This is a genomic window from Variovorax sp. PBL-H6 (assembly GCF_901827155.1).
GTDB lineage: Bacteria > Pseudomonadota > Gammaproteobacteria > Burkholderiales > Burkholderiaceae_C > Variovorax.
Genome location: NZ_LR594659.1, coordinates 1,447,615 through 1,472,127, shown reverse-complemented (window position 1 = coordinate 1,472,127; position 24,513 = coordinate 1,447,615). Strand labels below are relative to the sequence as shown.

The window sequence follows — 24,513 nt, the reverse complement described above, 5'->3', positions numbered from 1 at the left end:
CCTACAGCCGGATGCGCTCGCAGGCGGCATGATCCTGTTCGGTCATTCGTAGCAACACTTACAAACTGGCGTTCGTCGCAATCATCCGCTAAGGTCGCGAAGTTTCATTCCAGGCAGACGCGCGGTTCTCCATGGACCTCAGATTGAAAACCTACATCGTCGAAGACAACGTCACGATCCGCGAGAACCTCGTCGGCACTCTGGAAGAACTCACGTGCATTTCGGCCGTCGGTTTCGCCGAAACCGAGGCGGAGGCTGTCCGCTGGTTGGCGGAGAACGGCGAACAGTGGGAACTGGCCATCGTCGACCTGTTTCTCAAGCAAGGCAGTGGCCTGGGCGTGTTGCAGGCGGTCAGCAAGCGGCGGCCCCATCAGAAGATCGTGGTTCTCAGCAATTACGCCACACCCGACATCCGCAAGCGCTGCGCCCAGTTCGGCGTGGATGCGGTTTTTGACAAGTCGAACGAGATCGATGCGCTGATCGACTTCTGCATCGAGCAGGCCTCGACGCTGCGGCAGACCTCGGGTTCGAGCTGAAGCCGCGCAACCCGGTCAAGCTCGTGGCCCCGCCGATGCGGCGCCCCCGCCCCTGCGAGGGCACCTTCCCCGTCTCAATCGATCAGCTTGTTCTTCAGCGCGTAATACGTGAGATCGCTGTTGGAGGAGAGGTTCATCTTCTCCATGAGCCGCGTGCGGTAGGTGCTGACCGTCTTGACCGAGAGCGACAGGGTCTTGGCAATATCCCCCGCCGTCTCGCCCTTGGCAAGCTTCAGGAAGACCTGGAACTCGCGTTCGGACAGCTGCTCGTGCGGGGCCGCGTCGTCCTTGCGGTCGAGCTGCCGAGCGAGCAACTCGGCCACGGCTTGCGTGATGTAGCGGCGGCCCAGCGAGATGGTGCGAATGGCATCCACGATCTCTTTCGGATCGCATTCCTTGTTGAGGTAGCCGCTCGCGCCCTGCCGGATCAGGTTCATCGCGTAGTGCTCCTCGGGGTATCCGCTGAGGATGAGGATGCCGACGTCCGGTGCCTTGGCGCGGATCATCGCCAGCGCATCGATGCCGCTTTGGCCGGGCATCGACAGGTCCATCACCAGCACGTCCAGCTCCGTGGTGCGCACGAGCTCGATCGCCTCGCGCCCGCTCGCGGCCTCCCCGACCACGCGCAGATCGACGTGCTCCGAGAAGAACTGGCGCAGGCCGGAGCGCACGATGGCATGGTCATCCACAATTCCGATTTTGATCATCTGGTACCTTCTTTGTCGTGTCGCGGCCTTTTGCGTCGCAGCAAACTGCCCCCTGGTCGCCGATTATTCCTGAATTTGAACTGCTCGCGTCCTTCGGAGACCCCATGCGCTGGTTAGCTTTCCCCAAGATGGCCGCCGGCCTCACGCTCGCGATGCTCGCGGCGCTTGCGCTCGTGGGCATCAACGAGGCCGGCTACAGGCAATCCACCCAGGCACTGACCGAGGTCAGCGAGGCGCAGCGCATACGGCTCGCACTCAATCTTCTGCTGCAGAGCATTGTCGATGCTGAAACGGGTCAGCGAGGTTATTTGTTGACGGGAGAGGCGCGCTATCGCGAGCCTTACGACAGCGCTGTGAAAAAGGTCGATGGCCAGTTGGCCGCGCTTCAGTCGCTCTACGCACATCGCCCGGCCGAGGCCGCGCGGCTGACCGAGCTCGCCAAACATGTTTCGCGCAAGCTTGCCGAGATCGACATGAGCGTGCGATTGCGGCAAGAAGGCAACGACGATGCCTGGAAGTTCGTGATCACCACGGATGTCGGCCGCGAGGAAATGGAAGCCATCCGGCAGCAGGCCAGCGAGCTGATCGCTCTCAGCAACGAAGCCCTGATGCGGGGGCAGGCACAGATCACGATGTCGCTGCGCTTCGGCCGCATCGGCATCGGGCTGGTGGCGCTCGCGGGATTGGCCGCCTTCTATCTCTACCTGCGCCAGACGCATGCGCTGCGGTCGGCCGGCGAACGCCAGCAGGAAGCCTTGCAGCGCGAGCGCAACGCCCTTGAGGACGAGGTGCGGGAGCGGACCGCGACCCTGGCCGAGCTCGCCACCCACTTGCAGGAGGTGCGGGAGACCGAGCGCGGCTTCCTGGCCCGCGAGCTGCACGACGAGCTGGGCTCTCTGCTGACCGCTGCCAAGCTCGATGTCGCACGGCTGAAGTCCCGCCTCCTCGATTCGCCGGAAGCGATACAACGATTGCAGCACATGAACGAACTGCTCAACAGCGGTATCGCCCTCAAGCGCCGCATCATCGAGGACCTGAGACCTTCCTCTCTGGCCAACCTCGGCCTCATCGCTTCGCTCGAGATCCTCGGGCGCGAGTTCGCGGAGCACTCGGGGGTCGAGATCGAGATGGTGCTCGAGCCGGTGACTCTCGACGAAGCCAACCAGCTTACGGTCTATCGGATGGTGCAGGAGAGCCTGACCAACATCGGCAAGTATGCGCAGGCGACCGAAGCCAGCATCGTGATGAAGAACTACGGCAACCACGTGGTTGTGGAGGTGAGCGACAACGGCAAGGGCTTCGATCTCCAGGCCCTGCGCGTGTCCTCCCACGGCCTTGCAGGCATGCAGCATCGCGTCGAAACGGCCAAGGGCAAGCTGACCATCTCGTCGACGCCAGGCCAAGGGACGCGCCTGAGTGCCAGCTTGCCTACCGCCCCCCCGGCGGCCACGCCTTCCCTGGCCCGGCAGCTCGCCTGAGCGCAGCCCCCCCATGCGCGGCCACCGCGATTCGGCCCTCTCCTACGCCCCCAGGCCTCGGCTGCTGACAGGGTCTTGAAGAGCCGTCCTTTACTGTTGAGTCCATGCTCTCGACAAAGCCCTCGCCAAGGCGAAGAGGCCGTGATCACACAACGAGACATGCCCAAAATAAAGGAGTCCAGCATGTTGTACTACGCAGTCGTGTTCCTGGTCATCGCGCTGATCGCCGCGGTGTTCGGCTTCGGCGGCATCGCGGCCAGCGCGGTGGGCATCGCCAAGATCCTCTTCATCATCTTCATCGTGCTGGCGCTCGCCAGTTTCATCGCGGGCTTGATGCGACGATGACTGCATCGTTACGATGAGCAGGCTCTCGCAACTTTTCTCCCATAAGGACTTTTCTCATGAGCACGATCAAGACCCCGTCGCAAATGGCTGAAGAGGCACGTCAAACTGCCAACGACGCGATCGACAACACCCGCGCCTATGCCCAGAACGCGGTGAACGCCGCCGGCGAGAAGGTGCGCGACCTGCGCCGCGAGGCCGAACCCACCGTCGAGCAACTCGCTGCGCGCGTGCAGCAAGCCGTGCAGCGCGGCCTGGACGCGGCTTCGACGACCAGCGCCCGCGCCCAGCGCCGCCTGGAACAGGCGGCGGACGTGACGGGCCGGTACATTGCGGACCAACCAGTCCGATCGGTGCTCGTCGCCGCCGCCGCAGGCGCCGTCATCACTGCGCTTATCGTGCTCGCCAGCCGCCGCAGCCGGGACGACTATTGAACTGAAGCCGCCTCGCCCGCGCCGCCTGCCGCACCATGTTGCATCCCATTTTCTCCACGGTGCTCAGGCATCCAGAGCTCTTCGTCGAACATGCCTCGAACTACGCAGCGCTGCTCAGGCTCGAGGCGGCAGAGGCCACCAAGGGCCTGATAGGGCGTCTTGTCGCCGGTGTCCTTGCCGCAGTCGCGGGCATGCTGGCCCTTGGCCTCACCGGGACGGCCATCATGCTCGGCGTCGTCCAGGGAGGGTTTCATTGGGTATTGGTCGCGGTCCCCGGCGTCTCAGCGGCCATTGCGCTGATCGCGGGGTATGTCGCTGCGCGTCCCATCGAATTCCACGGATTCAACGACTTGCGGGCTCAGGTAGATGCGGATATCCATGCCCTCCATGCTGCGGGAGACGCCAGTGCCGACTGAGCGCGAGAGCCTGACGCCGCAGGAGCGGCTCGCCATTTCACGCCGTGCGCTCGTCGCGCAGCTGCAGGGCCGCGGACATCGCGCGTACAACGGCCGGGAGCCGGTCGGTGAACCGGTTGCACAAGGCACAGCGCGCGAAACCTTCATCGACCGCGTAGCCTGGGCCTCGATGGCGCGCAACGTGGTGCAGCGATGGTGGCGCCGCCATCCGGCCAACGCGGCTGGACAGCTCGCCCGTCCCTTGATCGAGCGTTATGCGCGCGAACAGCCGGTCAAGCTCATTGCCGCCGCGGCGGGGACGGGGGCGCTGATCGTGCTGATCAGACCGTGGCGCCTGCTGTCCATCACTGCAGTGATCGCCGCGGTGCTCAAGACATCCGACGTGGCCGACCTCGTGACCACGCTGATGCACAAGAACCCGGACACTCCCGCACGAAAGGAATTCCCATGACGAACATACCGGCCAAGATGCCCCAGCGCCTGGTACTGGACCAAGCGAAGATCGACGCGGCTTCCCAAAGCCTCGATGAGGGTGCAGTGACGCCGGGCTACGGGCCCTGGCGAGACGACATCGTGCGCCTGCTCAACGACGCGCTGGCGACCGAGCTCGTCTGCGTGCTGCGCTACAAGCGTCACTACTTCACCGCGAGCGGTCAGGCCTCGCCGCCGATTGCCGACGAGTTCCTGGTGCACGCCAACGAAGAGTCGGCCCATGCGGACAAGATCGCGGAACGGATCGTGCAGCTGGGCGGGGAGCCCGACTTCAACCCGCAGACGCTGCGCGAGCGCAGCCACGCCCAATACGATGAATCAAAGGACCTGCAGGCCATGGTGCGCGCCAACCTTGTGGCCGAGCGCATTGCCATCGAGACCTACCGGCAGATGATCTCGCTGGTCGGCGACAAGGACCCCACTACCCGGCGCATGCTTGAGGAGATCCTGACGGATGAAGAAGAGCATGCCGACGAGCTCAAGGACTGGCTCGAATGAGATCGCGTGCGGAGCGCACGCCAGCAAAAAGGCCCGGCGAGAGCTGGGCTTTTTTGTTGAACTGAGCAGCGCTCCATCCTCGAGAGACGTGGAGCTTCAGGCGGTGAGAATCCAGCCTTCGAGCGGGTCCATGGCCGCCGGCAATCCGTAGCCGGGGCCGACGCTCGTAGAGCGGGCGACTCCCCAGGCGGCCTGTACAAGGCACAGCGCTGCATCAAGGCAATCTCCACGCGCGTCGGCCAGCAGCTGGTTGCGTTCGGGCCCCGCCACGATGAGCCTAAGTCGAAGGCGTGTGGCACCGCGTTCGAGGGCGGCAAGCAGCTCCGTACGCGCTTCGCTCCGGGGAGCAGTCTGGGAGGCCGAATCGTCGCTCTTGTAGCTGCGCCGCCCGATCAGCTCTCGCGCCAGGAGGCCCGGGTAGCCCTCCAGCGCGATGCGCCCGGCGGCGCTTGCCGGCACGTGCAGGCCTGGCAGAGCCGCCCGGGCCTCCAGCAGCCGCGGCACGCCGGCATGCAGCATGAAAGCCACCGGCGGGTTGACCCACTTCATGGAGGGGCTGGAGCCGGCTGGTGCATCGGTTGCGCGGTGCGCGAACTTGCCCCCGGGGGGCCGCGCCGCGCAGAAGGCCGCGAAAGTCTCGCGGATCAGGGCGCGGTCGAGACCGGCATAGTGCTCGATAAGTGCGCGCCACTCCATCGGCCATCCCAGATGCGCCACCAATTCGCGCGGCAGACCGAAGGGAAAGTCGAAAGCGCCGACCCAGGCAGGCTCGCTGGCCAGCCAAGCGCGCCACGATCCCAGTGAGTCGAAACGCTCGAGCCTTTGCAAGCTGACGCCACCTGGAATGGCGCAACCGACCGCGAGCACGATGGGCTTGCGCGCATTCGGCGCACTGGAGAAATCGCAGCCCAGCAGCAGTGCGGACACCGCGCGGCGACGCGCTCAGTGACGCCCGACGATGGCGGCGGTCGCCATCAGCTCTTCGAGCAGTGCAAGCGAAACCTTGCCGGACACCGAATACGGGTCCAGTTCCGGCTTTTCCGAGTACTTGAGCAGCGTGGAGACGTTGAGTTTGGACAGGTTGACCTGTCCCATGGTCCAGCCGCCGAAGCGGCGCTCCGAGATCTCCTCGTAGTGCAGCAACACGACGTCCTTGTGGCGGGGATCCCGCTGGATATGGCCGTAGAGCTCGCTGATTGCCGTGCGGCCACCCTCGATGGCCTGCAGGAACACGCCGCCCCCGTAGCAAAGGATGCCCGTGATGCCGCAGGCTGTGTTGTGTGCGCGCGATTGCGCGAGGATCGCCTCCACCGCATCGGGGCTGGTGTCGACGGCACGGCTGACATAAAGCAGGCGTACAAGCATGGCGTTTAGCTCCGGCGGGGAATCAGCGCAAGAAATTCTCGACGCAAATTGGGATCCTTGAGGAAGACGCCGCGCATCACGGAGTTGATCATCTTGCTGTCCATCTCCTTGACGCCGCGCCACTGCATGCAGAAGTGCTCGGCCTCCATCACCAGGGCCAGCCCGTCGGGCTGCGTGCGCTCCTGGATCAGGTCGGCCAGCTGGACCACGGCTTCCTCCTGGATCTGGGGACGGCTCATGACCCACTCCGCCAGCCGTGCGTACTTCGACAGGCCGATGACGTTGGTCTTCTCGTTGGGCATCACGCCGATCCAGAGCTTGCCGATGATCGGGCAGAAATGATGCGAGCAGGCGCTGCGCACCGTGATCGGACCGACGATCATGAGCTCGTTCAGATGCTCGGCGTTGGGGAATTCGGTGAGCGGAGGCTGGGCCACGTAGCGGCCCCTGAACACCTCGTTCAGGTACATCTTGGCGACACGGCGCGCAGTGTTCTCGGTGTTGTGGTCGTTGTCGAGGTCGATCACCAGCGCCTCGAGCACGTCCTTCATCTTGTGTTCGACCTCGTCGAGCAGCCCCTCGAGCTCGCCGGGCTCGATGAACTCGGCGATGTTGTCGTTGGCATTGAAGCGCTTGCGCGCGGCCAGCAGGCGCTCGCGGATCTTCACGGAAACGGGCGTGCCCTCATCCCCGGCGTCCGGCTCGGGGCGCTCGGCGGTATCGATTGTCCTTAGCATCAGCGCATCCTAACAGTGAATGAATTGCAGCGAATACCCCTGCAGCGCGCAGTGCGCCTGACCTGGAGGCTATCTTTTTGATAGCACGAAATCGGCCACCAGCGGAAGATGATCGGACATTCGCGCCCAAATCGGCCCGCGCGGCACCGTGGTCGCCACCGCCTCGACCTGCCGGCCGTAGATGAAGTCGAGCTGCGTCACGGGCAGGCGCGAGGGATAGGTCAGCGTGCGCGGCCCGCGCAGGTCGCTGGTGTCGCGCAGTCCCATCGCGTTCATCGCGTAGCGCATGCGGGCACCCCAGTCGTTGAAGTCGCCGGCCACCACCAGGGCCTCGCCCGGCGGAATCTCGCGCTCGATGAACTCGCGCAGCAAGGCGATCTGGCGCACCCGGCTGCCGCGGATCAGTCCCAGGTGAACGACGATCGCATGCACGGGCCGGCCCTCGACCTCGATCGCCACGTGCAGCAGGCCGCGCTGCTCGAAGCGGTGGTCGGAAATGTCCTGGTGGGTCTTGCGCAGCACAGGCCATCGCGTCAGCAGCGCGTTGCCATGTTCGCCATGTCGCGTGATGGCATTGGTCTCGTAGATTGCGGTGTAGCCCTCGGGCGCCAGAAAGTCGGCTTGCGGCAGCTCCGGCCAGTGCCTGAAGCGGGCGGCGGCCTGGCGGTTCATCTTGCGCACTTCCTGGAGACAGACGATGTCGGCGTCCAGCTGCTCGATGGCATGGCCCAGGTTGTGGATCTCAAGGCGCCGCGTCGGCCCGATGCCTTGCACCCCTTTGTGGATGTTGTAAGTGGCGACCCGGAGGTTGCTGCCGCTCGAGGTGCTGCTCGGCAAATTCATTGCGCAAATTCTGGCAGCAGCAGGATCGCTTCTGCATTCGAAGGGGAAAAGCAGGCGTCGGCCGCCTCGCGGTAGGGCAGCCAGCGCCAGGCCGTGTGCTCCCGCGGCTCCAGCCGCGGAGTCACCGGCTCGGGCACGCACAGCCCGAACAGGTGCTCGGTATTGTGGGTGACACCTGGGGCATAGCGAGAACGCCAGCGAGGGTAGATTTCGTAAACGTTCTGCAGCCGCCAGTCGCGCAGACTGCAGGCCAGCGCGCTTCCCGCGCGGCAGTCGATGCCGGTCTCCTCGGCGACCTCGCGCGCCGCCGTGAGCGCCAGTGGCTCGTCGACCTCGTCCTTGCTGCCGGTGACCGACTGCCAGAAGTCCTCGGCGTCGGCACGTTGGATCAGCAGCACTTCGAGCGCCGGCGTGTGGATCACGACCAGCACCGATTCAGGAATCTTCCAGGGCCGCTCGCTCATGCTTGCGCCCCTTGGCTCTCATGCGGCGGGCTGGGGGTTGCGCAAGCGGATGTGCAGCTCGCGCAGCTGCTTCTCGTCGACCGGGCTCGGCGCCTGCGTCAGCAGGTCCTGCGCGCGCTGGGTCTTGGGGAATGCGATCACGTCGCGGATGGATTCGGCGCCGGTCATCAGCATCACCAGCCGATCGAGGCCGATGGCGATGCCGCCATGCGGCGGAGCTCCGTACTGCAGCGCGTCCAACAGAAATCCGAACTTGTTTTGCGCGTCTTCCGCGCTGATCTTGAGGGCGCGGAACACCTTGCTCTGCACCTCCTCACGGTGGATACGCACGGAGCCGCCGCCCATTTCGATGCCGTTGAGCACCATGTCGTACGCCTTGGCGATGCACTTCTCGGGCGCGGTGTCCATGAGATCCTCGTGGCCGTCCTTGGGCGAGGTGAACGGGTGGTGCACGGCCGACCAGCGTTGGCCTTCCTCATCGAACTCGAACATCGGGAAGTCGACCACCCACAACGGCGACCAGCGCTCTTCGAACAGGCCGTTCTTGCGGCCGAAGGCGCTGTGACCGATCTTCACGCGAAGCGCGCCGATGGCGTCGTTGACGATCTTCTCCTTGTCCGCGCCGAAGAACAGGATGTCGCCGTTGCGTGCGCCGGTGCGCGCAATGATCTCGGCCAGCGAGGCGTCGCTGAGGTTCTTGACGATCGGGCTCTGCAGGCCCTCGCGCCCTTGCGCCGCGTCGTTGACCTTGATGTAGGCCAAGCCCTTGGCGCCGTAGATCTTGACGAACTCTGTGTAGGCATCGATGTCGCCGCGCGAGAGGCCGCCCTCGGCACCGCCGCTGGGGACGCGCAGCGCGACCACGCGGCCGCCCGTCATTCCGGCCGCCTGCGCGAAGACCTTGAACTCGACATTGCGCATCACGTCGGTGAGCTCGGTGAACTCCAGCTTCACGCGCAGGTCGGGCTTGTCGGAGCCGTACTTGAACATCGCGTCCGCATAGCTCATGACCGGGAAGGGCGGCAGCTCGACTTCCGCCGCGGCGCGGAACACCTTGCGGATCATGCCTTCGAACATCTCGCGGATCTCCTCCTCGGCCATGAAGGAGGTCTCGATGTCGATCTGTGTGAACTCGGGCTGGCGGTCGGCACGCAGGTCCTCGTCGCGGAAGCACTTGACGATCTGGTAGTAGCGGTCGAAGCCGGACACCATCAAGAGCTGCTTGAAGAGCTGGGGCGACTGCGGCAGTGCGAAGAAGCTGCCGTCGTGCACCCGGCTTGGCACCAGGTAGTCGCGCGCGCCCTCCGGCGTCGACTTGCCGAGCATCGGCGTCTCGATGTCGATGAAGCCGTTGGCGTCGAGGAACTTGCGCACCTCCATCGTGACCTTGTAGCGCAGCATCATGTTGCGCTGCATGGCCGGACGGCGCAGGTCCAGCACGCGGTGCGTGAGGCGGGTAGTCTCGGAGAGATTGTCGTCGTCGAGCTGGAACGGGGGCGTCACCGAAGGGTTGATGACCTTCAACTCATGACTGAGCACCTCGATCTTGCCGCTCTTGAGGTTCTCGTTGACCGTGCCCTCGGGGCGCGCGCGAACCAGGCCCGTGACCTGTACGCAGAACTCGTTGCGCAGCCCTTCGGCGGTCGCGAAAGTGGCTGCGCGGTCGGGGTCGCACACCACCTGGACATAACCTTCGCGGTCGCGCAGGTCGATGAATATCACGCCGCCATGATCGCGGCGGCGGTTGACCCAGCCCGACAGGGTGACGGTTTGGCCCAGCAGGGCTTCGGTCACGAGACCGCAATAGTGTGTACGCATGGCCATAAAGGATTCCGGCGCCGTCGAGCGCGTGTTTTATCTGTTCGCGATGGTCGCAGGGCCGTTTGGAACGACGACGCCCATCGACACGATGTACTTGAGCGCGTCGTCCACGCTCATCCTGAGTTCGATGCAGTCGGTGCGCCTGAGCATCACGAAGTAGCCGCCTGTCGGGTTGGGCGTCGTGGGCACGTAGACGCTCAGGTAGTCGCCACCGCCAAGTTCCGAGAGCACTTCGCCGCCAGGGGCGCCGGTCACGAAGGCAATGGTCCAGGAGCCGTCGCGCGGCCACTGCACCAGCACCGCGGTGCGGAAGGCATTGCCATTCTCGGAGAACAGGGTGTCCGACACCTGCTTGACGCTCGAATAGATCGAGCGCACCACCGGGATGCGGCGCACCACCGCGTCGCCCCAGCCCAGCAGGCGCTTGCCGATGAAGTTGCTTGCAGTCGCGCCGACGACCAGCAGGATCGCCAGCGTCAACAGCACGCCCAGCCCGCGCACCTTGTGATCGGTGAGCCACTGCTGCCAGTGCTCGGGCAGCAGCCACAACGTTTGGTCCAGCGTGCCGATGATCCAGTTCAGAACGCCCAACGTGATGACCAGCGGCACGATGACCAGCAGGCCGGACAGCAACCATTTGCGCAGGGCGAGCATGGCGTTGGGCGTGGCGACGTGGCTCTCAGTCGCCCTTGGAGGCGGCTGGCGCAGCTGCGGGCGACGGCGCCGGCGCCGCGGTAGGCGACGCGGCCGGCGCGGGCGCGTCAGCCGCCCCGGTCGAGGCGGGAGCGCCCTCGGCCGGTGCGCTCGTCTCCCTGTCGCCATTGGCCTTCTCGGCCGCCTTCTTGCCGCCGCCATCACGGAAGTCGGTCACGTACCAGCCCGAACCCTTCAGCTGAAAGCCGGCGGCGGTGACCTGCTTGCTGAATGCGCTGGCGCCGCATTGCAGGCACTCCGTCAGCGGTGCATCGGACAATTTCTGCAGCACGTCCTTGGCAAAGCCGCAGGCGCTGCACTTGTAGGCGTAGATAGGCATGGGTAGGAGGGGAGAAAGCGGCCGGCGGCCGCTCGCAAAGCCTTTGATTATAGGTTGGCATGGAGAGTGCAAGAAGGTTGCCCTTCGGCCTCCACGCCCGACTCACGAGGTGTAATTCACACCTTTTTCAAGCGGGATCGATCGCCAGTGGCCGGTGCGGCGTACGCCGGTTGGCCACCCACTGGGGCGCCAGCGAGCCCGTGAACATGCCCGCAAAGGAAGCCAGCACGCCGGCAAGCTGGGCCGGGAACTCCTCGCCCCAAGGCATGGCGAGGAACAGCAGCCAGACTCCGATGCCGAGCACCACCGAGGCCACCGCGCCCTGGGTGGTCGCCCGCTGCCAATACAGGCCGCAGACCAGCGGCACGAAGGCGCCCACCAGCGGCACCTGGTAGGCGCCCGAGACCAGTTCGTAGATGGGCGTGCCCTGCATGCGAATCGCATAGGCGAGCACCGCGGCGCTGAACACCAGCACCGTGATGCGCATGGTCAGCAGGTTCTCGCGGTCGGTGCCAGCCGGGCGGAACTGGCGCCAGATGTTCTCGGTGAACGTGACGCTGGGCGCCAGCAGGGTGGCCGACGCGGTGGACTTGATGGCCGACAGCAGCGCGCCGAAGAAGAACACCTGCATCACGAACGGCATCTTCTCCAGCACCAGAGTGGGCAGCACCTTCTGCGGATCGTCCTTGAGCAGCGTGGCGGTCTGCTCCGGCATGATGAGCAGCGCGCTGGCCACCAGGAACATGGGCACGAAGGCGAACAGGATGTAGGCGACGCCGCCGATCACAGGCCCGCGGGTCGAGGCCTTGACGCTGTTGGCCGACATGACGCGCTGGAACACGTCCTGCTGCGGGATCGAGCCCAGCATCATGGTGATGGCTGCGGCGAAGAAGAAGATGATGTCTTTCCAGCTCGGCTCGGGCCAGAAGCGGAACAGGTCCTTGCTGGCCGCCAAGGCCACCACCTTCTCGGCGCCGCCAGCCATGTCGCCTGCAAACATCGCAATGACCGCCAAGCCGAGCACCAGGATGATCATCTGGATGAAGTCGGTCACCGCCACGGACCACATGCCCCCGAACAGCGTGTAGGCGAGGATCGAGATCACGCCGATGACCATGCCCGCCGGGATGCTGACGACGCCGCCCGACAGCAGGTTGAACACCAGCCCCAGCGCCGTGACCTGCGCCGAGACCCAGCCCAGGTAGCTCAGCATGATGATCAGCGAACAGGCGACCTCGATGGTGCGGCCGAAGCGCTCGCGGTAGTAATCGCTGATGGTGAGCAGCGTCATGCGGTAGAGCTTGCCGGCAAAGAACAGGCCGACCAGGATCAGGCACGTGCCGGCGCCGAAGGGGTCCTCGATCACGCCGTGCAGCCCGCCCTCGATGAACTTGGCGGGAATACCAAGAACGGTCTCGGAACCGAACCAGGTGGCGAAGGTCGTGGTCACGATCATGTAAAGCGGCAGGTGCCGCCCGGCGATCGCGAAGTCGGTGGTGTTCTTCACGCGCCTGGCGGCGTACAGGCCAATGGCGATCGTGACGAGCAGGTAGACGATGACCAGGGTCAGCAGCACGGCGGAATCCTCCTATTCAGAACAGACGCACGCGCACCAGCACCTGCATCGCGAGCAACCCCAATACAAAACCTATGCCACCGTAGATGATGGCCTGCAGGAGCCGATTGGTCCGCTTTTGAGCGGCCAGCAGCTCCAGCAGTTCGCGTCGGTGGTCAGCAGGCCGATTTTCGAGGAAGTCGTGCATGAGCCGAGGCAGTTGCGGCAGCAGCTTGGCGTAGCGCGGCGCTTCGGCGCGCAGTTGCTCCAGCAGCTTGCGCGGGCCGATCTGGTCGCTCATCCATTTCTCCAGGAAAGGCCTGGCGGTATGCCACAGGTCCAGCTCCGGGTCGAGCTGCCGGCCCAGGCCCTCGATGTTGAGCAAGGTCTTCTGCAGCAATACCAGCTGCGGCTGGATCTCGACGTGAAAGCGGCGCGAGGTCTGGAACAGGCGCATCAGCACCATGCCTAGCGAGATTTCCTTGAGCGGGCGATCGAAATAGGGCTCGCACACGGTGCGGATCGCGGCCTCCAGTTCGTCGATGCGCGTGCCCCCGGGTACCCAACCGCTCTCGAGGTGCAGCTCCGCCACGCGCTTGTAGTCGCGCCGGAAGAAAGCGGCGAAGTTCTGCGCCAGGTACTCCTTGTCGGACTCGGTCAGCGTGCCGACGATGCCGAAGTCCAGCGAAATGTAGCGACCGAAGGTGGCCGGCTCCAGGCTGACCTGGATGTTGCCGGGGTGCATGTCGGCATGGAAGAAGCCGTCGCGGAACACCTGCGTGAAGAAGATCGTGACGCCGTCGCGCGCCAGCTTCGGGATGTCGACGCCGGCAGTGCGCAGCCGGTCGAGTTGCGCGATCGGCACGCCCTTCATGCGCTCCATCACGATCACTTCGGGATGGCAGAAGTCCCAGAACATCTCCGGGATCATCACCAGGTCGAGCTGGGTCATGTTGCGCCGCAACTGCGCCGCGTTGGCGGCCTCGCGCACCAGGTCGAGCTCGTCGTGCAGGTACTTGTCGAACTCGGCCACGACTTCGCGCGGCTTGAGGCGCTTGGCGTCGCTGGACAAGTTCCCGACCCACGCGGCCACCATGGCCATCAGCTCGAGATCCTTGTCGATCACGTTGCGCATGCCGGGCCGCAGCACCTTGACGGCGACCTCTCGGATCGCTCCGCCGGGTTCGCGCAGGGTGGCGAAGTGCACCTGCGCGATGGAGGCGCTGGCCACAGGCGTCGGGTCGAAGTCGACGAAGACCTCTCCCACTGGCCGGCGGAAAGCGCGCTCGATCGTGGCGATCGCGATCCTCGAGTCGAAGGGCGGCACGCGGTCCTGCAGCCAGGCCAGTTCATCGGCAATGTCCGCCGGCAGCAGGTCGCGTCGCGTCGACAGCACCTGCCCGAATTTGACGAAGATCGGTCCGAGGCTTTCCAGCGCCTCGCGCAGGCGCTGGCCACGGGGTGCATCGAGCTTGCGGCCGACGGATACGATGCGCGCCAGCACACGCAGCCAGGGCTTCTGGAAGCTGGTGAGGACGAGTTCGTCGAGCCCGTAGCGCAGCGCGACCAGGACGATGAAGACGCCGCGGTAGAAGCGCCTCATTCGGCGCCTGCGGAGCCGGCGGGCTTGCCTCCGCGCTCACCGACGAATTGCCGCAGTCCCTCCACGACGCGCCGCGCGCCGTTGGCGATGGTGTGGGCCGGCACATCGCCGATCAGGCGCGCCAGGTCGTCCTCCACGTCCCAGCGCACATGATCGACCAGCCAGTTGACCTCGGCGGCCAGCTGCACGTCGCCCTCGATGCGCACCGCCGGTTTCTCGCCGCGCGCGGCGGCCCGCGCCAAACCGAACGGCGAGGTCTCGGCCAGCACCAGCATGAGCTCGGGCACCGCGCCCTCGGGTGCCAGGTCGAGCAGGCCGGCCGGCGTGGCGACAACCTTCATGGTCACGAATCGCCATTCGAATTCGACCACCCTGCCCTGCTGGCGCGCCAGGCGCTGCTGCGCCTCGGGCTCCTGCTGCAGCACGTGATTAAGGAAGAGCACCGCGCGATGCTGGACCTCGTGAATCACCCAGCCCGGCGGCTGCAGGCGGCTGCCGACGCGGTTGATGAAATCGTCGAGAAAAGAAAAAGGGGACGATGGTGTGACCATGTCCCCATTATCCCGGTCTTGCGACCGGCTTCGAAGCGTCAGGTGCCTACTGCAGGGCCTGCACGCCGGCCACCAGCCAGCCGCTTGAACCGCTGGTCGGCCGGGTCATGTTCCAGACCTCGCGGAAGGGGCTCGGGCCAGAGGAAAGGTCCTCGCGGATCATGCCGGAGAACTCGACGCTCGCCAGGTAGGCATCGGGCAGTTCTTCGATGCCCAGCAGCTTGGCGTCCAGCATGACCACCTCGGTCTTGTTGGCCTGGCCGCCCGTGTGGTCCTCGCGCTCCCCCAACTGCTGGCGGATCTCGCCGACCATGCTGTCGGTCATCATCGAGCGCAGGGTGTTGATGTCGGCACGGTCCCAGGCGTCCTGCAGCGTCACGAAGTTGCGCTTGGCCGCGGTCAGGAAGCCGTCGGTGTCGAAGCCAACCGGGATGCCCCAGGACTGCGCGCCGCTCAGGGCCGAGCCGATCAGGCTGCCGCCGCTGGCCGCCGCCGCGCCCGCCATCGACGAGCCGCCGCGGTCGGCCGCGTGTTCGGGTTGTGCCGGGCTGGCGTCGAAGGCCGCCGAGTTGCGCTCCCAGGGACGGGCCGACGCGTCGTTGCCGACGTTGTTCGGGCTGTACTGCACGGGCGAAGCGGGATTTGCAGGACTGCCCGCACCCTGGAAGGCGAAGCCGCCGCCGCGCTGGGCGCCGTTGGCGCGCGAACGTGCCGCGAAGATGCGCCACACCACCACGGCTGCCAGCACCAGAAGCGCGATCAACAAGATGTTGCCGAAGGCTGCGCCCAGGCCGAGCGAATGAGCGAGCCATGCCAGTCCCAGGCCTGCGGCCAGGCCGCCGAGCATCGCGCCCCACGGGCGTTTGGGCGCCGTAGCGGGTGCCGCCGTTGCCGGCTTGGCCGCCGCGCTGTTCACGTTGCTCTGCGCAGGTGCACCGGGCGTGGCTGGCGGAGTCGGCGAGGCCTCACGCTGCGTCACGTTGCCCGACTGCTTGCCGAAGGACTTCCCGCCACCCAGGCGGCGTGCATCGGCGTCCATGCTTCCGACGGCCAGGGCACAGACCAACAAAACGGACAACAAACTTTTCATGACGTCTCCTCGAACGGCAAAGAAATCTCTTCTGATCATCAGCACTTGATTCCAACATGCAGGGCGACGACGCCCCCAGTCATGTTGTGATAGTCCACATGTCCGAAACCGCCCTCTTTCATGAGGGTCTTGAGCTCCTCCTGAGAGGGGTGCATCCGGATCGATTCGGCCAGGTAGCGGTAGCTCGCGTCGTCGCCTGCCACCACCTTGCCCAGTCGCGGCAGCACGCTGAAGGAGTACCAGTCGTAGACCTTCGACAAGGGCTTGGCGACCTTGGAGAACTCGAGCACCAGCAGCTTGCCGTGCGGCTTGAGCACCCGGTTCATCTCCTTGAGCGCAAGGTCCTTGTGCGTCATGTTGCGCAGGCCGAAGGCGACGCTCACGAGATCGAAATGATTGTCCGGAAAGGGCAGCTTCTCGGCATCGCAGACCAGCGTGGGCAGCGCGACGCCGGCGTCGAGCAGCCGGTCGCGGCCGGTGCGCAGCATGGCCTCGTTGATGTCGGTGTGGATCACCTCGCCGCTGGCGCCCACCTTCTTCGCGAAGGCCAGGGCGAGATCGCCGGTACCGCCTGCGATGTCCAGCACCTTCGATCCCTCCCCGAGGTTCGCGACCATCACGGTGTAGGCTTTCCAGGCGCGGTGCAGTCCACCCGACATCAGGTCGTTCATCAGGTCATAGCGGTTGGCGACCGAATCGAACACGCCGCGCACGCGCCGTGCCTTGTCGCCTTCCTCGACCGTCTCGAAGCCAAAATGGGTGCTGCTCATTCGTCCGATGTTAGGTCGGAAGCGCATACATCAAGCCGACGCCCCTGCAAGGACGCCGGGCATTCGTTGCTTTTTGCGGCGAGGCGCTCGGCTTCTCAGTGGCTGCCGCAGGCGTGGCCGCCCTTCTCGGCCATCGGTGCATCGCGATCGACGCCGGCTGCAGCGAGGCGCCGCTCGTATTCGGCCCACAGCTCGTCCTGCTTTGCGCCCAACTCGTACAGCAAGTCCCACGAGTAGATGCCAGTATCGTGGCCGTCGGAGAAGCTGGGCTGCACCGCGTAGTTGCCCACCGGCTGCAGGTCCAGCAGGTCGACATTGCGCTTGCCGGTCTGCAGCACTTCCTGTCCGGGCCCGTGGCCCTGCACTTCGGCCGAGGGCGAGTAGATCCGCATCAGCTCGAAGGGAATGCGAAAGCTCGCGCCATCGGAAAAGCCCACTTCCAGGATGCGCGATTGGTTGTGAACGGTGATCGACTGGGGCGTCGGCGCGCCCGTTTGCAAACCTGCCATCAGGAACTCCGGTTCAGTGGATGAGCTGCCAGGCGCCGGGCCATGTCCCGTTCAAGCGCCTCCAGTTTGACCTCGATCGCGGCTTCGCGTTGCGGATCGCGGTCGCGCTGCGCGGCAGCCCAGACGGGCGACGGGAAGCGCGTGTCCCACTCGAAGCGCGCGATCACGTGCCAATGCAGGTGCGGCACCATGTTGCCAAGGGCCGCGAGGTTGATCTTGGCGGGCGCCAGTGCGTCGCGCAGGCATTGCTCCACCGCGACCACCGCGTCCATGCACATCGCCCGATGCTCCGGCGGAAGATCGGACCACTCCGCGACATGGCTTTTCCAGACAACGCGATAGAAGGCGGGAAAGCCCTCCTCGGCCGCGTGCACGACGCGAAGATCAGGCGCTTCGAACACCACGCGGCCGCCGGGCTCCTCGCAAAGCGGGCAATCCGCCACGCGCACCTCCGTCATACCAGCACCCGCTCGATGCCGCCCTGATTGGCAGCGGCCACGTAAGCGGGCATCCAGTCTTTGCCGAGGATCTTGTTGGCCATCTCGACAACGATGTAGTCGGCTTCCAGCAGGCCGTTCTCGAGGTCCTTGCCGTAGCGGCTCAGGCCCTGCAGGCAGCTCGGGCAGCTGGTGAGGATCTTGACGTTGCCCTTGGGCGAGACCATGCCGCTGTTGCGCAGCGAGGCCTCACCCTTGCGCAGTTCCTCTTCCTTGCGGAAGCGAACCTGCGTCGAGATGTCCGGCCGCGTCACGCCGAAGGTTCCCGACTCGCCGCAGCACCGGTCGTTCTTGAGCACCTGGTCGCCGACCAGCGCCTTCACCGTCTTCATCGGATCCTGAAGCTTCATCGGGCTGTGGCAGGGGTCGTGGTAGAGGTAGGCCGAGCCGTCGGCCCCCTCGGTCGAGTTCTCGAGGGTGATGCCCTTTTCGAGCAAATACTCGTGGATGTCGATGATGCGGCAGCCCGGGAAGATCTTCTCGAACTGGTAGCCCTGCAGCTGGTCGTAGCAAGTGCCGCAGCTCACCACCACGGTCTTGATGTCCAGGTAATTCAGCGTGTTGGCCACGCGGTGGAAGAGCACCCGGTTGTCGGTGATCATCTTCTCGGCCCGGTCGTACTGGCCACTGCCGCGCTGCGGGTAGCCGCAGCACAGATAACCCGGTGGCAGCACGGTCTGAACGCCTGCGTGCCACAGCATCGCCTGCGTGGCCAGCCCCACTTGCGAGAACAGCCGCTCCGAGCCGCACCCCGGAAAGTAGAACACCGCCTCGGTCTCGGGCGTGGTCGCCTTGGGGTCCCGGATGATCGGCACGTAGTCGGCATCCTCGATGTCCAGCAGCGCCCGCGCGGTCTTGTTGGGCAGGCCGCCCGGCATCTTCTTGTTGATGAAATGGATCACCTGCTCCTTGATCGGCGCAGGTCCCACCGTGGCCGGCGGAGCCGCCGTCTGCATCCGCGCCAATCCACGCAGCAGGTCGTTGGCGAGGCGCTGGACCTTGAACCCGATGTCCACCATGCCGGTGCGCATGGCCTTGATGGTCTGCGGGTTGGTAGCGTTGAGGAACAGCATCGCCGCTGCGTTGCCGGGCCGGAAGGACTTCTGGCCCATCTTGCGCAGCAGGTTGCGCATGTTCATCGAGACGTCGCCGAAGTCGATGTTCACCGGGCAGGGCGTGAGGCACTTGTGGCAGACCGTGCAATGGTCGGCCACATCCTCGAACTCCTCCCAGTGCTTGATGCTGACGCCGCGCCGGGTCTGCTCCTCGTAGAGGAAGGCCTCGACCAGCAGCGAGGTCGCGAGGATCTTGTTGCGCGGCGAGTAGAGCAGGTTGGCGCGCGGCACGTGGGTGGCGCACACCGGCTTGCATTTGCCGCAGCGCAGGCAGTCCTTCACGCTGTCGGCAATGGCGCCGATGTCGCTCTGCTGCATGATCAGCGACTCGTGGCCCATCAGCCCGAAGCTGGGCGTGTAGGCATTGGTGAGGTCGGCATAGAGGCCCGGCCCGGCGTGCATCGAAGGCCGCAGCAGCTTGCCCTTGTTGAAGCGGCCTTCGGGATCGATGCGTTGCTTGTAGTCCGCAAAGGGGCGCAGCTCGTCGTCGGACAGGAATTCGAGCTTGGTGATGCCGATGCCGTGCTCGCCGGAGATCACGCCGTCGAGGCTGCGCGCCAGCACCATGATGCGTGCCACCGCCGCATGCGCGGTTTGCAGCATCTCGTAGTTGTCGCTGTTGACGGGGATGTTGGTGTGCACGTTGCCGTCGCCGGCATGCATGTGCAGCGCCACCCAGACCCGGCCCTTGAGCACCCGCTGGTGGATCGCGTTGCACTCGGCCAGGATCGGCGCGAACTCCGCGCCGGAGAAGATGGCTGCGAGCGGCGCGCGGATCTGCGTCTTCCAGCTGGCACGCAGCGAGTGGTCTTGCAGCCGCGGAAACAACGCGTCGATCTGGTCCAGCCAACCCTGCCACGACGCACGCACCTCGCGCACCAGCGCCACCGCCTGCGCCACGCGGTCTTCCAGCAGCTCCGCCGACGAGATCTCGTTGGCATCGTCGCTCTTGCCCAGCGGCAGGTTACCGCGCAGAAAGAAGGCCTCCAGCTCGTCGGCGAGCGCCAGCTTGTTCTGCAGCGAGAGCTCGATGTTGATGCGCTCGATGCCATCCGTGTACTCGGCCATCCGCGGCAGCGGAATCACCACGTCCTCGTTGATCTTGAAGGCGTTGGTGTGCCGGCTGATGGCAGCGGTACGCTTGCGGTCCAGCCAGAACTTCTTGCGCGCCTCCGGGCTGATGGCGATGAAGCCCTCGCCGCTGCGCGAGTTGGCGATGCGCACCACCTCCGAGGTGACCCGCGCCACCGCATCGGCATCGTCGCCGGCGATGTCGCCGAACAGCACCATCTTGGGCAGGCCGCCGTGCTTCTTGGATTTGGTGGCGTAGCCAACGGCCTTGAGATACCGATCGTCCAGGTGCTCGAGGCCGGCGAGCAGGACTCCCGAGCGCTTCTGCTCGGCAAACATGAAGTCCTTGATCTCGACGATGCTCGGCACCGCGTCCTTGGCATTGCCGAAGAATTCGAGGCACACCGTGCGGGTGTGCGCAGGCATGCGGTGCACGACCCAGCGGCAGCTGGTGATCAGGCCGTCGCAGCCCTCCTTCTGGATGCCCGGCAGGCCCGAGAGGAACTTGTCGGTCACGTCCTTGCCGAGGCCTTCCTTGCGGAAGGTCTTGCCGGGGATCTCGAGCCGCTCGCTGCGCAGCCTGGTCCGGCCATCGGCCGCGAAGTACTGGAGATCGAAGACGGCGCTCTCGGCGTCGTGGATCTTGCCAAGGTTGTGGCCGATGCGCGTGACCTCGAGCCATTCAGCCTCCGGAGTCACCATGCGCCACGAGGCCAGGTTGTCGAGCGCGGTGCCCCACAGCACGGCCTTCTTGCCGCCCGCGTTCATCGCGACGTTGCCGCCGACGCACGAGGCCTCGGCGGAGGTGGGGTCGACCGCGAACACGAAGCCCGCGCGCTCGGCCGCATCGGCGACACGCTGGGTCACCACGCCCGCCTCGGTCCAGACGGTCGGCACGGGCTGCTCGAGGCCGGGCAGGGAGACCATCTCGACCTCGGTCATCGCCTCCAGCTTCTCGGTGTTGATGACGGCGCTGTTCCAGGCCAGCGGGATCGCGCCGCCGGTGTAGCCGGTGCCGCCGCCCCGCGGGATGATGGTGAGGCCGAGCTCGATGCATCCCTTGACCAGCGCAGCCATCTCGGCCTCGGTGTCGGGCGTCAGGACGACAAAGGGATATTCGACCCGCCAATCGGTCGCGTCAGTGACGTGCGACACGCGCGAGAGACCGTCGAACTTGATGTTGTCGCGCGCGGTGAGCCGGCCCAGGGTGCGCGTGGCCTTGCGGCGCAACGCCGCCACATCGCGAAACAAGGTGTCGAAGGCCTGCACTGCCTGCGCCACCAGCGCGGTCAGCTCGCCCACGAGGCTATCGCGCTGGGCGGCGGCATCGGGGGTGCGCCGCCTCTGCACCTCTGACAGGCGGTGATTCAGCGCATCCACCAATTGGCCACGCCGGCGCGGGTTGTCCAGCAGATCGTCGACGAGATAGGGGTTGCGCTGCACCACCCAGATGTCGCCGAGCACCTCGTACAGCATGCGCGCGGAGCGGCCGGTGCGGCGCTCGGCGCGCAAGCTCTGCAGCAATTCCCAGCCTCGCTCACCCAGCAGGCGGATCACGATCTCGCGATCGGAGAAGCTCGTGTAGTTGTAGGGGATCTCACGCAATCGCGCGGGCTCTGCGGCCTGCGACAACAACGCCGTCAACGCGGTCGGTGCATTCATCGGGGTGGGCCTCGGTCGGGCGCTGCGCGCCCCTGAACCAGGGCCGTGGATTTTAAGTCAGGCCTGACTGTGACGCCGGGCCCGACCTAGAACAACACCCGGCTGCGGATCGTGCCGGGCACCTTCGCCAGTTTCTCGAGCGCCAGGTCGGAGGAGGCGGCGTCGATGTCCGTCACCACATAGCCCACCTTCTCGTTGGTCTGCAGGTACTGCGAGGCAATGTTGATGTTGTTGTCGGCGAACACGCGGTTGACGTCCGAGAGCACGCCGGGCACGTTGTGGTGGATGTGCAGCAGCCGGTGCTTGCCGGGGTGTGCCGGCAGGGCGACCTCGGGAAAGTTGACGGATGAGGTGGAGGTGCCGTTGTCGCTGTACTTGACCAGCTTCTCGGCCACCTCGAGCCCGATGTTCGCCTGCGCCTCCATCGTGGAACCCCCGATGTGCGGCGTGAGGATCGTGTTGTCCAGCCCGCGCAGCGGCGACTGGAACTCGTCCTTGTTGCTGCGCGGCTCCACGGGGAACACGTCGATCGCGGCGCCCAGCAGCCTCTTCTGCTTCAGTGCCTGGGCCAGCGCATCGATGTCGACCACGCTGCCACGCGAGGCATTGATCAGGATCGATCCGGGCCTCATGGCCGCGATCTCCTTGGCGCCGATCATCCATTGGGTGGCGGGCGTCTCGGGCACGTGCAGGCTCACGATGTCGCTCTGCAGCAGCAGCTCGTTCAGCGTGCGCACCTGGCGCGCGTTGCCCAGCGGCAGCTTGGTGACCACGTCGAAGAAGGCCACCTGCATGCCGAGCGCCTCGGCCAATACGGAGAGCTGCGCGCCGATCGAGCCGTAGCCCACGATGCCCAGCGTCTTGCCGCGGATCTCGAACGCGTTCTCGGCCGACTTGAGCCAGCCGCCGCGGTGCGCCACCGCGCTTTTCTCGGGGATGCCGCGCAGGAGGAGGATGGCCTCGGCCAACACCAGTTCGGCTACCGAACGGGTATTGGAATACGGAGCGTTGAAGACGACCACGCCATGCTCGCGCGCGGCATCGAGATTGATCTGATTGGTGCCGATGCAGAAAGCCCCGACCGCGACGAGCTTTTGCGCGGCGGCAAAGACCTCCGCCGTCAGTTGGGTACGCGAGCGGATGCCGATGAAATGCACGTCGGCCACGCGCTGCTTCAGTTCCTCTTCCGGCAACGACCCGGGCAAGGTCTCGATGCTGGTGTAGCCTGCCGCGCGCAGCACTTCGACTGCCGAAGGGTGAATGCCTTCGAGTAGAAGAAACTTGATCTTGCTTTTGTCGAGAGAGGTCTTGCTCATACGCTTGGCGGCAGCCCCGACCGACTTCAGGAGGAGGCAGCAGCACCTGAAAAAGGGAGCGCGATCCTAGCATGGTGCGCCGCAGCAAGCAGCCTTGCGCAACCCTGCGGCCCAGACGTGAAAAGGGTTTCCCCGCCTTCTGGTGCACCGTCGTGCTGCGACAAAATGTGACGCGGCCGTGTCATACGCGCGGCCTAGCATTCGCGCTTTTGTTTCTCTTCCTAGGAGTCTTCATGCGATTCAAGACGTTCGCCGTAGCATCGGCGCTTGCGGCAACGCTCTCGGCGCCAGCCATGGCGCAGACCGAGATCCAGTGGTGGCATTCCATGAGCGGCCCGCTCGGCGAATGGGTCAACGACCTCGCCAAGCAATACAACGCCAGCCAGAAAGACTACAAGATCGTGGCCACCTACAAGGGCCAGTATGACGAGTCGATGACCGCTGCCATTGCCGCCTTCCGCTCGGGCAATGCGCCGGACATCCTCCAGGTGTTCGAAGTGGGCACCGCCACGATGATGGCTTCCAAGGGCGCCATCAAGCCCGTGGGCGAGGTCATGAACATGGGTGGCGCCAAGTTCGACCCGAGCGTGTACGTACCCGCCGTGGCGGGCTACTACACGGCTCCCAGTGGCCAGATGCTGAGCTTTCCCTTCAACAGCTCGACCACCGTCTTCTATTACAACAAGGACGCCTTCAAGGCGGCAGGGCTCGATCCGGAGAAGGCCCCCACCACGTGGCCCGAGGTGATCGCAGCCGCAGACAAGCTCAAGGCCAGCGGCCACAAGTGCCCCTTCACCACCAGTTGGATGAGCTGGACCCAGCTGGAAAGCTTCTCGGCCTGGCACAACACCCTGTATGCGACCCAGAACAACGGCTTCGGGGGTACCGCCGCGCGCCTGGCGTTCAACTCACCGCTGCAGGTCCGCCATTTCGAGAACCTGGCCAAGATGGCGAAGGACGGCACCTTCGTCTACAAGGGTCGCAACAACACGCCCGATGCCGCCTTCCCCTCCGGCGAGTGCGCGATGATGACCGGCTCCTCGGGCCTGTACGCGCGCGTGGCCAAGGACGCCAAGTTCAAGTACGGCATCTCGACCCTGCCCTACTACCCCGACGTGAAGGGCGCGCCGCAGAACACCGTGATCGGCGGCGCCAGCCTGTGGGTGCTGTCCGGCAAGCCGGCCGAGCACTACAAGGGCGTGGCCAGCTTCTTCACCTACCTGTCCGACACCAAGGTGCAGTCCGAAAGCCACAAGCGCACCGGCTACCTGCCGATCACCACCGCGGCCTACAAGCTCACCGATGCCTCGGGCTTCTACAAGGAGAACCCGGGCACCGATGTGGCCGTCACGCAGATGATCCGCAAGACGACCGACAAGTCGCGCGGCATTCGCCTGGGCAACTTCGTGCAGATCCGCACCATCATCGACGAGGAAACCGAGCAGATCTGGAGCGGCAAGATGAGCGCCAAGGAGGCGCTCGACGCCGCCGTCAAGCGCGGCGACGAGCAGCTCGAGCGCTTCCAGAAAGCGAACAAGGGCTGACGCAGGCTCGCGCCTGCGCAGCCCTTTGGGCGTCCACGGCACCCCACCCTGCCCTCCCCGCCAA

26 protein-coding genes are annotated in these 24,513 nt (G+C 65.4%); 8 read left to right on the top strand and 18 right to left on the bottom strand.

The features are described from left to right. Nucleotides 1-131 precede the first annotated feature (131 nt). Nucleotides 132-536 carry a response regulator gene (locus G3W89_RS06980; protein ID WP_162573406.1) on the top strand — a complete coding sequence of 135 codons (405 nt, stop codon included), beginning with the start codon at nt 132-134 and terminating at the stop codon, nt 534-536. Nucleotides 537-610: 74 nt separating this feature from the next. Here the strand turns inward: G3W89_RS06980 and G3W89_RS06975 are convergent, their stop codons facing one another. Beyond that, complete coding sequence (locus tag G3W89_RS06975; protein ID WP_162573405.1) at nt 611-1,243, bottom strand: response regulator; 633 nt, start codon at nt 1,241-1,243, stop codon at nt 611-613. A 104-nt stretch (nt 1,244-1,347) separates the two neighbouring features. Here G3W89_RS06975 and G3W89_RS06970 point away from each other — a divergent pair, with 104 nt between their 5' ends. From G3W89_RS06970 to G3W89_RS06945, 6 genes are all read left to right on the top strand, one after another. Further along, entirely contained in the window at nt 1,348-2,721 is a 1,374-nt protein-coding gene (locus tag G3W89_RS06970; protein WP_232076379.1) for a CHASE3 domain-containing protein, read from the top strand. Nucleotides 2,722-2,904: 183 nt separating this feature from the next. After that, nucleotides 2,905-3,066 carry a DUF1328 domain-containing protein gene (locus tag G3W89_RS06965; RefSeq protein ID WP_162573404.1) on the top strand — a complete coding sequence of 54 codons (162 nt, stop codon included), beginning with the start codon at nt 2,905-2,907 and terminating at the stop codon, nt 3,064-3,066. Nucleotides 3,067-3,122: 56 nt separating this feature from the next. Further along, nucleotides 3,123-3,497: a hypothetical protein gene (locus G3W89_RS06960; RefSeq protein WP_162573403.1), complete on the top strand. Its 375-nt coding sequence runs from the start codon at nt 3,123-3,125 to the stop codon at nt 3,495-3,497. A gap of 35 nt (nt 3,498-3,532) precedes the next feature. Further along, on the top strand, nt 3,533-3,913 hold the full coding sequence (locus G3W89_RS06955) for a hypothetical protein (protein WP_162573402.1): 381 nt from the start codon (nt 3,533-3,535) through the stop codon (nt 3,911-3,913). Continuing rightward, nucleotides 3,876-4,364 (top strand): hypothetical protein, encoded by a 489-nt coding sequence (locus tag G3W89_RS06950; protein WP_232076377.1) that lies wholly within the window; start codon nt 3,876-3,878, stop codon nt 4,362-4,364. The genes G3W89_RS06955 and G3W89_RS06950 overlap by 38 nt, the downstream gene beginning before the upstream one ends. Then, on the top strand, nt 4,361-4,903 hold the full coding sequence (locus G3W89_RS06945; RefSeq protein WP_162573401.1) for a ferritin-like domain-containing protein: 543 nt from the start codon (nt 4,361-4,363) through the stop codon (nt 4,901-4,903). Before G3W89_RS06950 ends, G3W89_RS06945 begins: the two co-directional genes overlap by 4 nt. Nucleotides 4,904-4,999: 96 nt before the next feature. Here G3W89_RS06945 and G3W89_RS06940 read toward each other — a convergent pair whose 3' ends face one another. The 17 genes from G3W89_RS06940 to serA all read right to left on the bottom strand — a co-directional run bounded on the left by G3W89_RS06940 (nt 5,000) and on the right by serA (nt 22,905). Next, the gene (locus tag G3W89_RS06940; protein ID WP_162577361.1) at nt 5,000-5,821 is read right to left on the bottom strand and encodes a DUF429 domain-containing protein; all 822 of its coding nucleotides are present in this window, start codon (nt 5,819-5,821) and stop codon (nt 5,000-5,002) included. A gap of 24 nt (nt 5,822-5,845) precedes the next feature. Beyond that, nucleotides 5,846-6,268 (bottom strand): BLUF domain-containing protein, encoded by a 423-nt coding sequence (locus G3W89_RS06935; RefSeq protein WP_162573400.1) that lies wholly within the window; start codon nt 6,266-6,268, stop codon nt 5,846-5,848. Nucleotides 6,269-6,273: 5 nt separating this feature from the next. Next, nucleotides 6,274-7,005 (bottom strand): GTP cyclohydrolase I, encoded by a 732-nt coding sequence (gene folE, locus G3W89_RS06930; RefSeq protein ID WP_162573399.1) that lies wholly within the window; start codon nt 7,003-7,005, stop codon nt 6,274-6,276. Nucleotides 7,006-7,074: 69 nt separating this feature from the next. Then, nucleotides 7,075-7,848, bottom strand: coding sequence for an endonuclease/exonuclease/phosphatase family protein (locus G3W89_RS06925; RefSeq protein ID WP_162573398.1), 774 nt, complete (start codon nt 7,846-7,848; stop codon nt 7,075-7,077). Next, nucleotides 7,845-8,312, bottom strand: coding sequence for a dihydroneopterin triphosphate diphosphatase (gene nudB, locus G3W89_RS06920; RefSeq protein WP_162573397.1), 468 nt, complete (start codon nt 8,310-8,312; stop codon nt 7,845-7,847). The genes G3W89_RS06925 and nudB overlap by 4 nt, the downstream gene beginning before the upstream one ends. Nucleotides 8,313-8,330: 18 nt before the next feature. Next, complete coding sequence (gene aspS, locus G3W89_RS06915; RefSeq protein WP_162573396.1) at nt 8,331-10,136, bottom strand: aspartate--tRNA ligase; 1,806 nt, start codon at nt 10,134-10,136, stop codon at nt 8,331-8,333. A gap of 30 nt (nt 10,137-10,166) precedes the next feature. Beyond that, complete coding sequence (locus G3W89_RS06910) at nt 10,167-10,787, bottom strand: DUF502 domain-containing protein (protein WP_162573395.1); 621 nt, start codon at nt 10,785-10,787, stop codon at nt 10,167-10,169. 25 nt (nt 10,788-10,812) lie between these two features. Then, nucleotides 10,813-11,166 carry an FmdB family zinc ribbon protein gene (locus G3W89_RS06905; protein WP_162573394.1) on the bottom strand — a complete coding sequence of 118 codons (354 nt, stop codon included), beginning with the start codon at nt 11,164-11,166 and terminating at the stop codon, nt 10,813-10,815. Between the two features lie 127 nt (nt 11,167-11,293). Then, on the bottom strand, nt 11,294-12,742 hold the full coding sequence (locus G3W89_RS06900) for a sodium:solute symporter family protein (RefSeq protein ID WP_162573393.1): 1,449 nt from the start codon (nt 12,740-12,742) through the stop codon (nt 11,294-11,296). 16 nt (nt 12,743-12,758) lie between these two features. Next, complete coding sequence (gene ubiB / locus G3W89_RS06895) at nt 12,759-14,324, bottom strand: ubiquinone biosynthesis regulatory protein kinase UbiB (protein ID WP_162573392.1); 1,566 nt, start codon at nt 14,322-14,324, stop codon at nt 12,759-12,761. Next, a complete protein-coding gene (locus G3W89_RS06890; protein ID WP_162573391.1) occupies nt 14,321-14,875 on the bottom strand; it encodes a ubiquinone biosynthesis accessory factor UbiJ in 555 nt (184 codons plus the stop codon). The genes ubiB and G3W89_RS06890 overlap by 4 nt, the downstream gene beginning before the upstream one ends. A gap of 46 nt (nt 14,876-14,921) precedes the next feature. Continuing rightward, entirely contained in the window at nt 14,922-15,965 is a 1,044-nt protein-coding gene (locus tag G3W89_RS06885) for a Tim44 domain-containing protein (protein ID WP_162573390.1), read from the bottom strand. Between the two features lie 38 nt (nt 15,966-16,003). After that, entirely contained in the window at nt 16,004-16,735 is a 732-nt protein-coding gene (gene ubiE, locus G3W89_RS06880) for a bifunctional demethylmenaquinone methyltransferase/2-methoxy-6-polyprenyl-1,4-benzoquinol methylase UbiE (RefSeq protein WP_162573389.1), read from the bottom strand. 95 nt (nt 16,736-16,830) lie between these two features. Next, nucleotides 16,831-17,244: a gamma-butyrobetaine hydroxylase-like domain-containing protein gene (locus G3W89_RS06875; protein WP_162573388.1), complete on the bottom strand. Its 414-nt coding sequence runs from the start codon at nt 17,242-17,244 to the stop codon at nt 16,831-16,833. After that, on the bottom strand, nt 17,244-17,702 hold the full coding sequence (locus G3W89_RS06870) for an HIT family protein (RefSeq protein WP_162573387.1): 459 nt from the start codon (nt 17,700-17,702) through the stop codon (nt 17,244-17,246). Before G3W89_RS06870 ends, G3W89_RS06875 begins: the two co-directional genes overlap by 1 nt. After that, nucleotides 17,699-21,589: a DUF3683 domain-containing protein gene (locus G3W89_RS06865; protein ID WP_162573386.1), complete on the bottom strand. Its 3,891-nt coding sequence runs from the start codon at nt 21,587-21,589 to the stop codon at nt 17,699-17,701. Before G3W89_RS06865 ends, G3W89_RS06870 begins: the two co-directional genes overlap by 4 nt. An 86-nt stretch (nt 21,590-21,675) precedes the next feature. Further along, entirely contained in the window at nt 21,676-22,905 is a 1,230-nt protein-coding gene (gene serA / locus G3W89_RS06860) for a phosphoglycerate dehydrogenase (RefSeq protein ID WP_162573385.1), read from the bottom strand. 233 nt (nt 22,906-23,138) lie between these two features. Between serA and ugpB the strand changes: the two genes are divergently transcribed. Continuing rightward, nucleotides 23,139-24,449, top strand: coding sequence for a sn-glycerol-3-phosphate ABC transporter substrate-binding protein UgpB (gene ugpB, locus G3W89_RS06855; RefSeq protein WP_162573384.1), 1,311 nt, complete (start codon nt 23,139-23,141; stop codon nt 24,447-24,449). Nucleotides 24,450-24,513 lie beyond the last annotated feature (64 nt).

What these genes read in the sequence shown, in the direction of transcription:
- serA (WP_162573385.1), bottom strand. Translation starts at nt 22,905, where the DNA reads ATGAGCAAGACCTCTCTCGACAAAAGCAAGATCAAGTTTCTTCTACTC.
- G3W89_RS06975 (WP_162573405.1), bottom strand. Translation starts at nt 1,243, where the DNA reads ATGATCAAAATCGGAATTGTGGATGACCATGCCATCGTGCGCTCCGGC.
- G3W89_RS06945 (WP_162573401.1), top strand. Translation starts at nt 4,361, where the DNA reads ATGACGAACATACCGGCCAAGATGCCCCAGCGCCTGGTACTGGACCAA.
- G3W89_RS06965 (WP_162573404.1), top strand. Translation starts at nt 2,905, where the DNA reads ATGTTGTACTACGCAGTCGTGTTCCTGGTCATCGCGCTGATCGCCGCG.
- G3W89_RS06980 (WP_162573406.1), top strand. Translation starts at nt 132, where the DNA reads ATGGACCTCAGATTGAAAACCTACATCGTCGAAGACAACGTCACGATC.
- nudB (WP_162573397.1), bottom strand. Translation starts at nt 8,312, where the DNA reads ATGAGCGAGCGGCCCTGGAAGATTCCTGAATCGGTGCTGGTCGTGATC.
- ubiB (WP_162573392.1), bottom strand. Translation starts at nt 14,324, where the DNA reads ATGAGGCGCTTCTACCGCGGCGTCTTCATCGTCCTGGTCGCGCTGCGC.
- G3W89_RS06925 (WP_162573398.1), bottom strand. Translation starts at nt 7,848, where the DNA reads ATGAATTTGCCGAGCAGCACCTCGAGCGGCAGCAACCTCCGGGTCGCC.
- G3W89_RS06865 (WP_162573386.1), bottom strand. Translation starts at nt 21,589, where the DNA reads ATGAATGCACCGACCGCGTTGACGGCGTTGTTGTCGCAGGCCGCAGAG.
- G3W89_RS06870 (WP_162573387.1), bottom strand. Translation starts at nt 17,702, where the DNA reads ATGACGGAGGTGCGCGTGGCGGATTGCCCGCTTTGCGAGGAGCCCGGC.
- ubiE (WP_162573389.1), bottom strand. Translation starts at nt 16,735, where the DNA reads ATGAGCAGCACCCATTTTGGCTTCGAGACGGTCGAGGAAGGCGACAAG.
- G3W89_RS06950 (WP_232076377.1), top strand. Translation starts at nt 3,876, where the DNA reads ATGCCCTCCATGCTGCGGGAGACGCCAGTGCCGACTGAGCGCGAGAGC.
- ugpB (WP_162573384.1), top strand. Translation starts at nt 23,139, where the DNA reads ATGCGATTCAAGACGTTCGCCGTAGCATCGGCGCTTGCGGCAACGCTC.
- G3W89_RS06875 (WP_162573388.1), bottom strand. Translation starts at nt 17,244, where the DNA reads ATGGCAGGTTTGCAAACGGGCGCGCCGACGCCCCAGTCGATCACCGTT.
- G3W89_RS06885 (WP_162573390.1), bottom strand. Translation starts at nt 15,965, where the DNA reads ATGAAAAGTTTGTTGTCCGTTTTGTTGGTCTGTGCCCTGGCCGTCGGA.
- G3W89_RS06935 (WP_162573400.1), bottom strand. Translation starts at nt 6,268, where the DNA reads ATGCTTGTACGCCTGCTTTATGTCAGCCGTGCCGTCGACACCAGCCCC.
- aspS (WP_162573396.1), bottom strand. Translation starts at nt 10,136, where the DNA reads ATGGCCATGCGTACACACTATTGCGGTCTCGTGACCGAAGCCCTGCTG.
- G3W89_RS06890 (WP_162573391.1), bottom strand. Translation starts at nt 14,875, where the DNA reads ATGGTCACACCATCGTCCCCTTTTTCTTTTCTCGACGATTTCATCAAC.
- folE (WP_162573399.1), bottom strand. Translation starts at nt 7,005, where the DNA reads ATGCTAAGGACAATCGATACCGCCGAGCGCCCCGAGCCGGACGCCGGG.
- G3W89_RS06955 (WP_162573402.1), top strand. Translation starts at nt 3,533, where the DNA reads ATGTTGCATCCCATTTTCTCCACGGTGCTCAGGCATCCAGAGCTCTTC.
- G3W89_RS06970 (WP_232076379.1), top strand. Translation starts at nt 1,348, where the DNA reads ATGCGCTGGTTAGCTTTCCCCAAGATGGCCGCCGGCCTCACGCTCGCG.
- G3W89_RS06905 (WP_162573394.1), bottom strand. Translation starts at nt 11,166, where the DNA reads ATGCCTATCTACGCCTACAAGTGCAGCGCCTGCGGCTTTGCCAAGGAC.
- G3W89_RS06960 (WP_162573403.1), top strand. Translation starts at nt 3,123, where the DNA reads ATGAGCACGATCAAGACCCCGTCGCAAATGGCTGAAGAGGCACGTCAA.
- G3W89_RS06910 (WP_162573395.1), bottom strand. Translation starts at nt 10,787, where the DNA reads ATGCTCGCCCTGCGCAAATGGTTGCTGTCCGGCCTGCTGGTCATCGTG.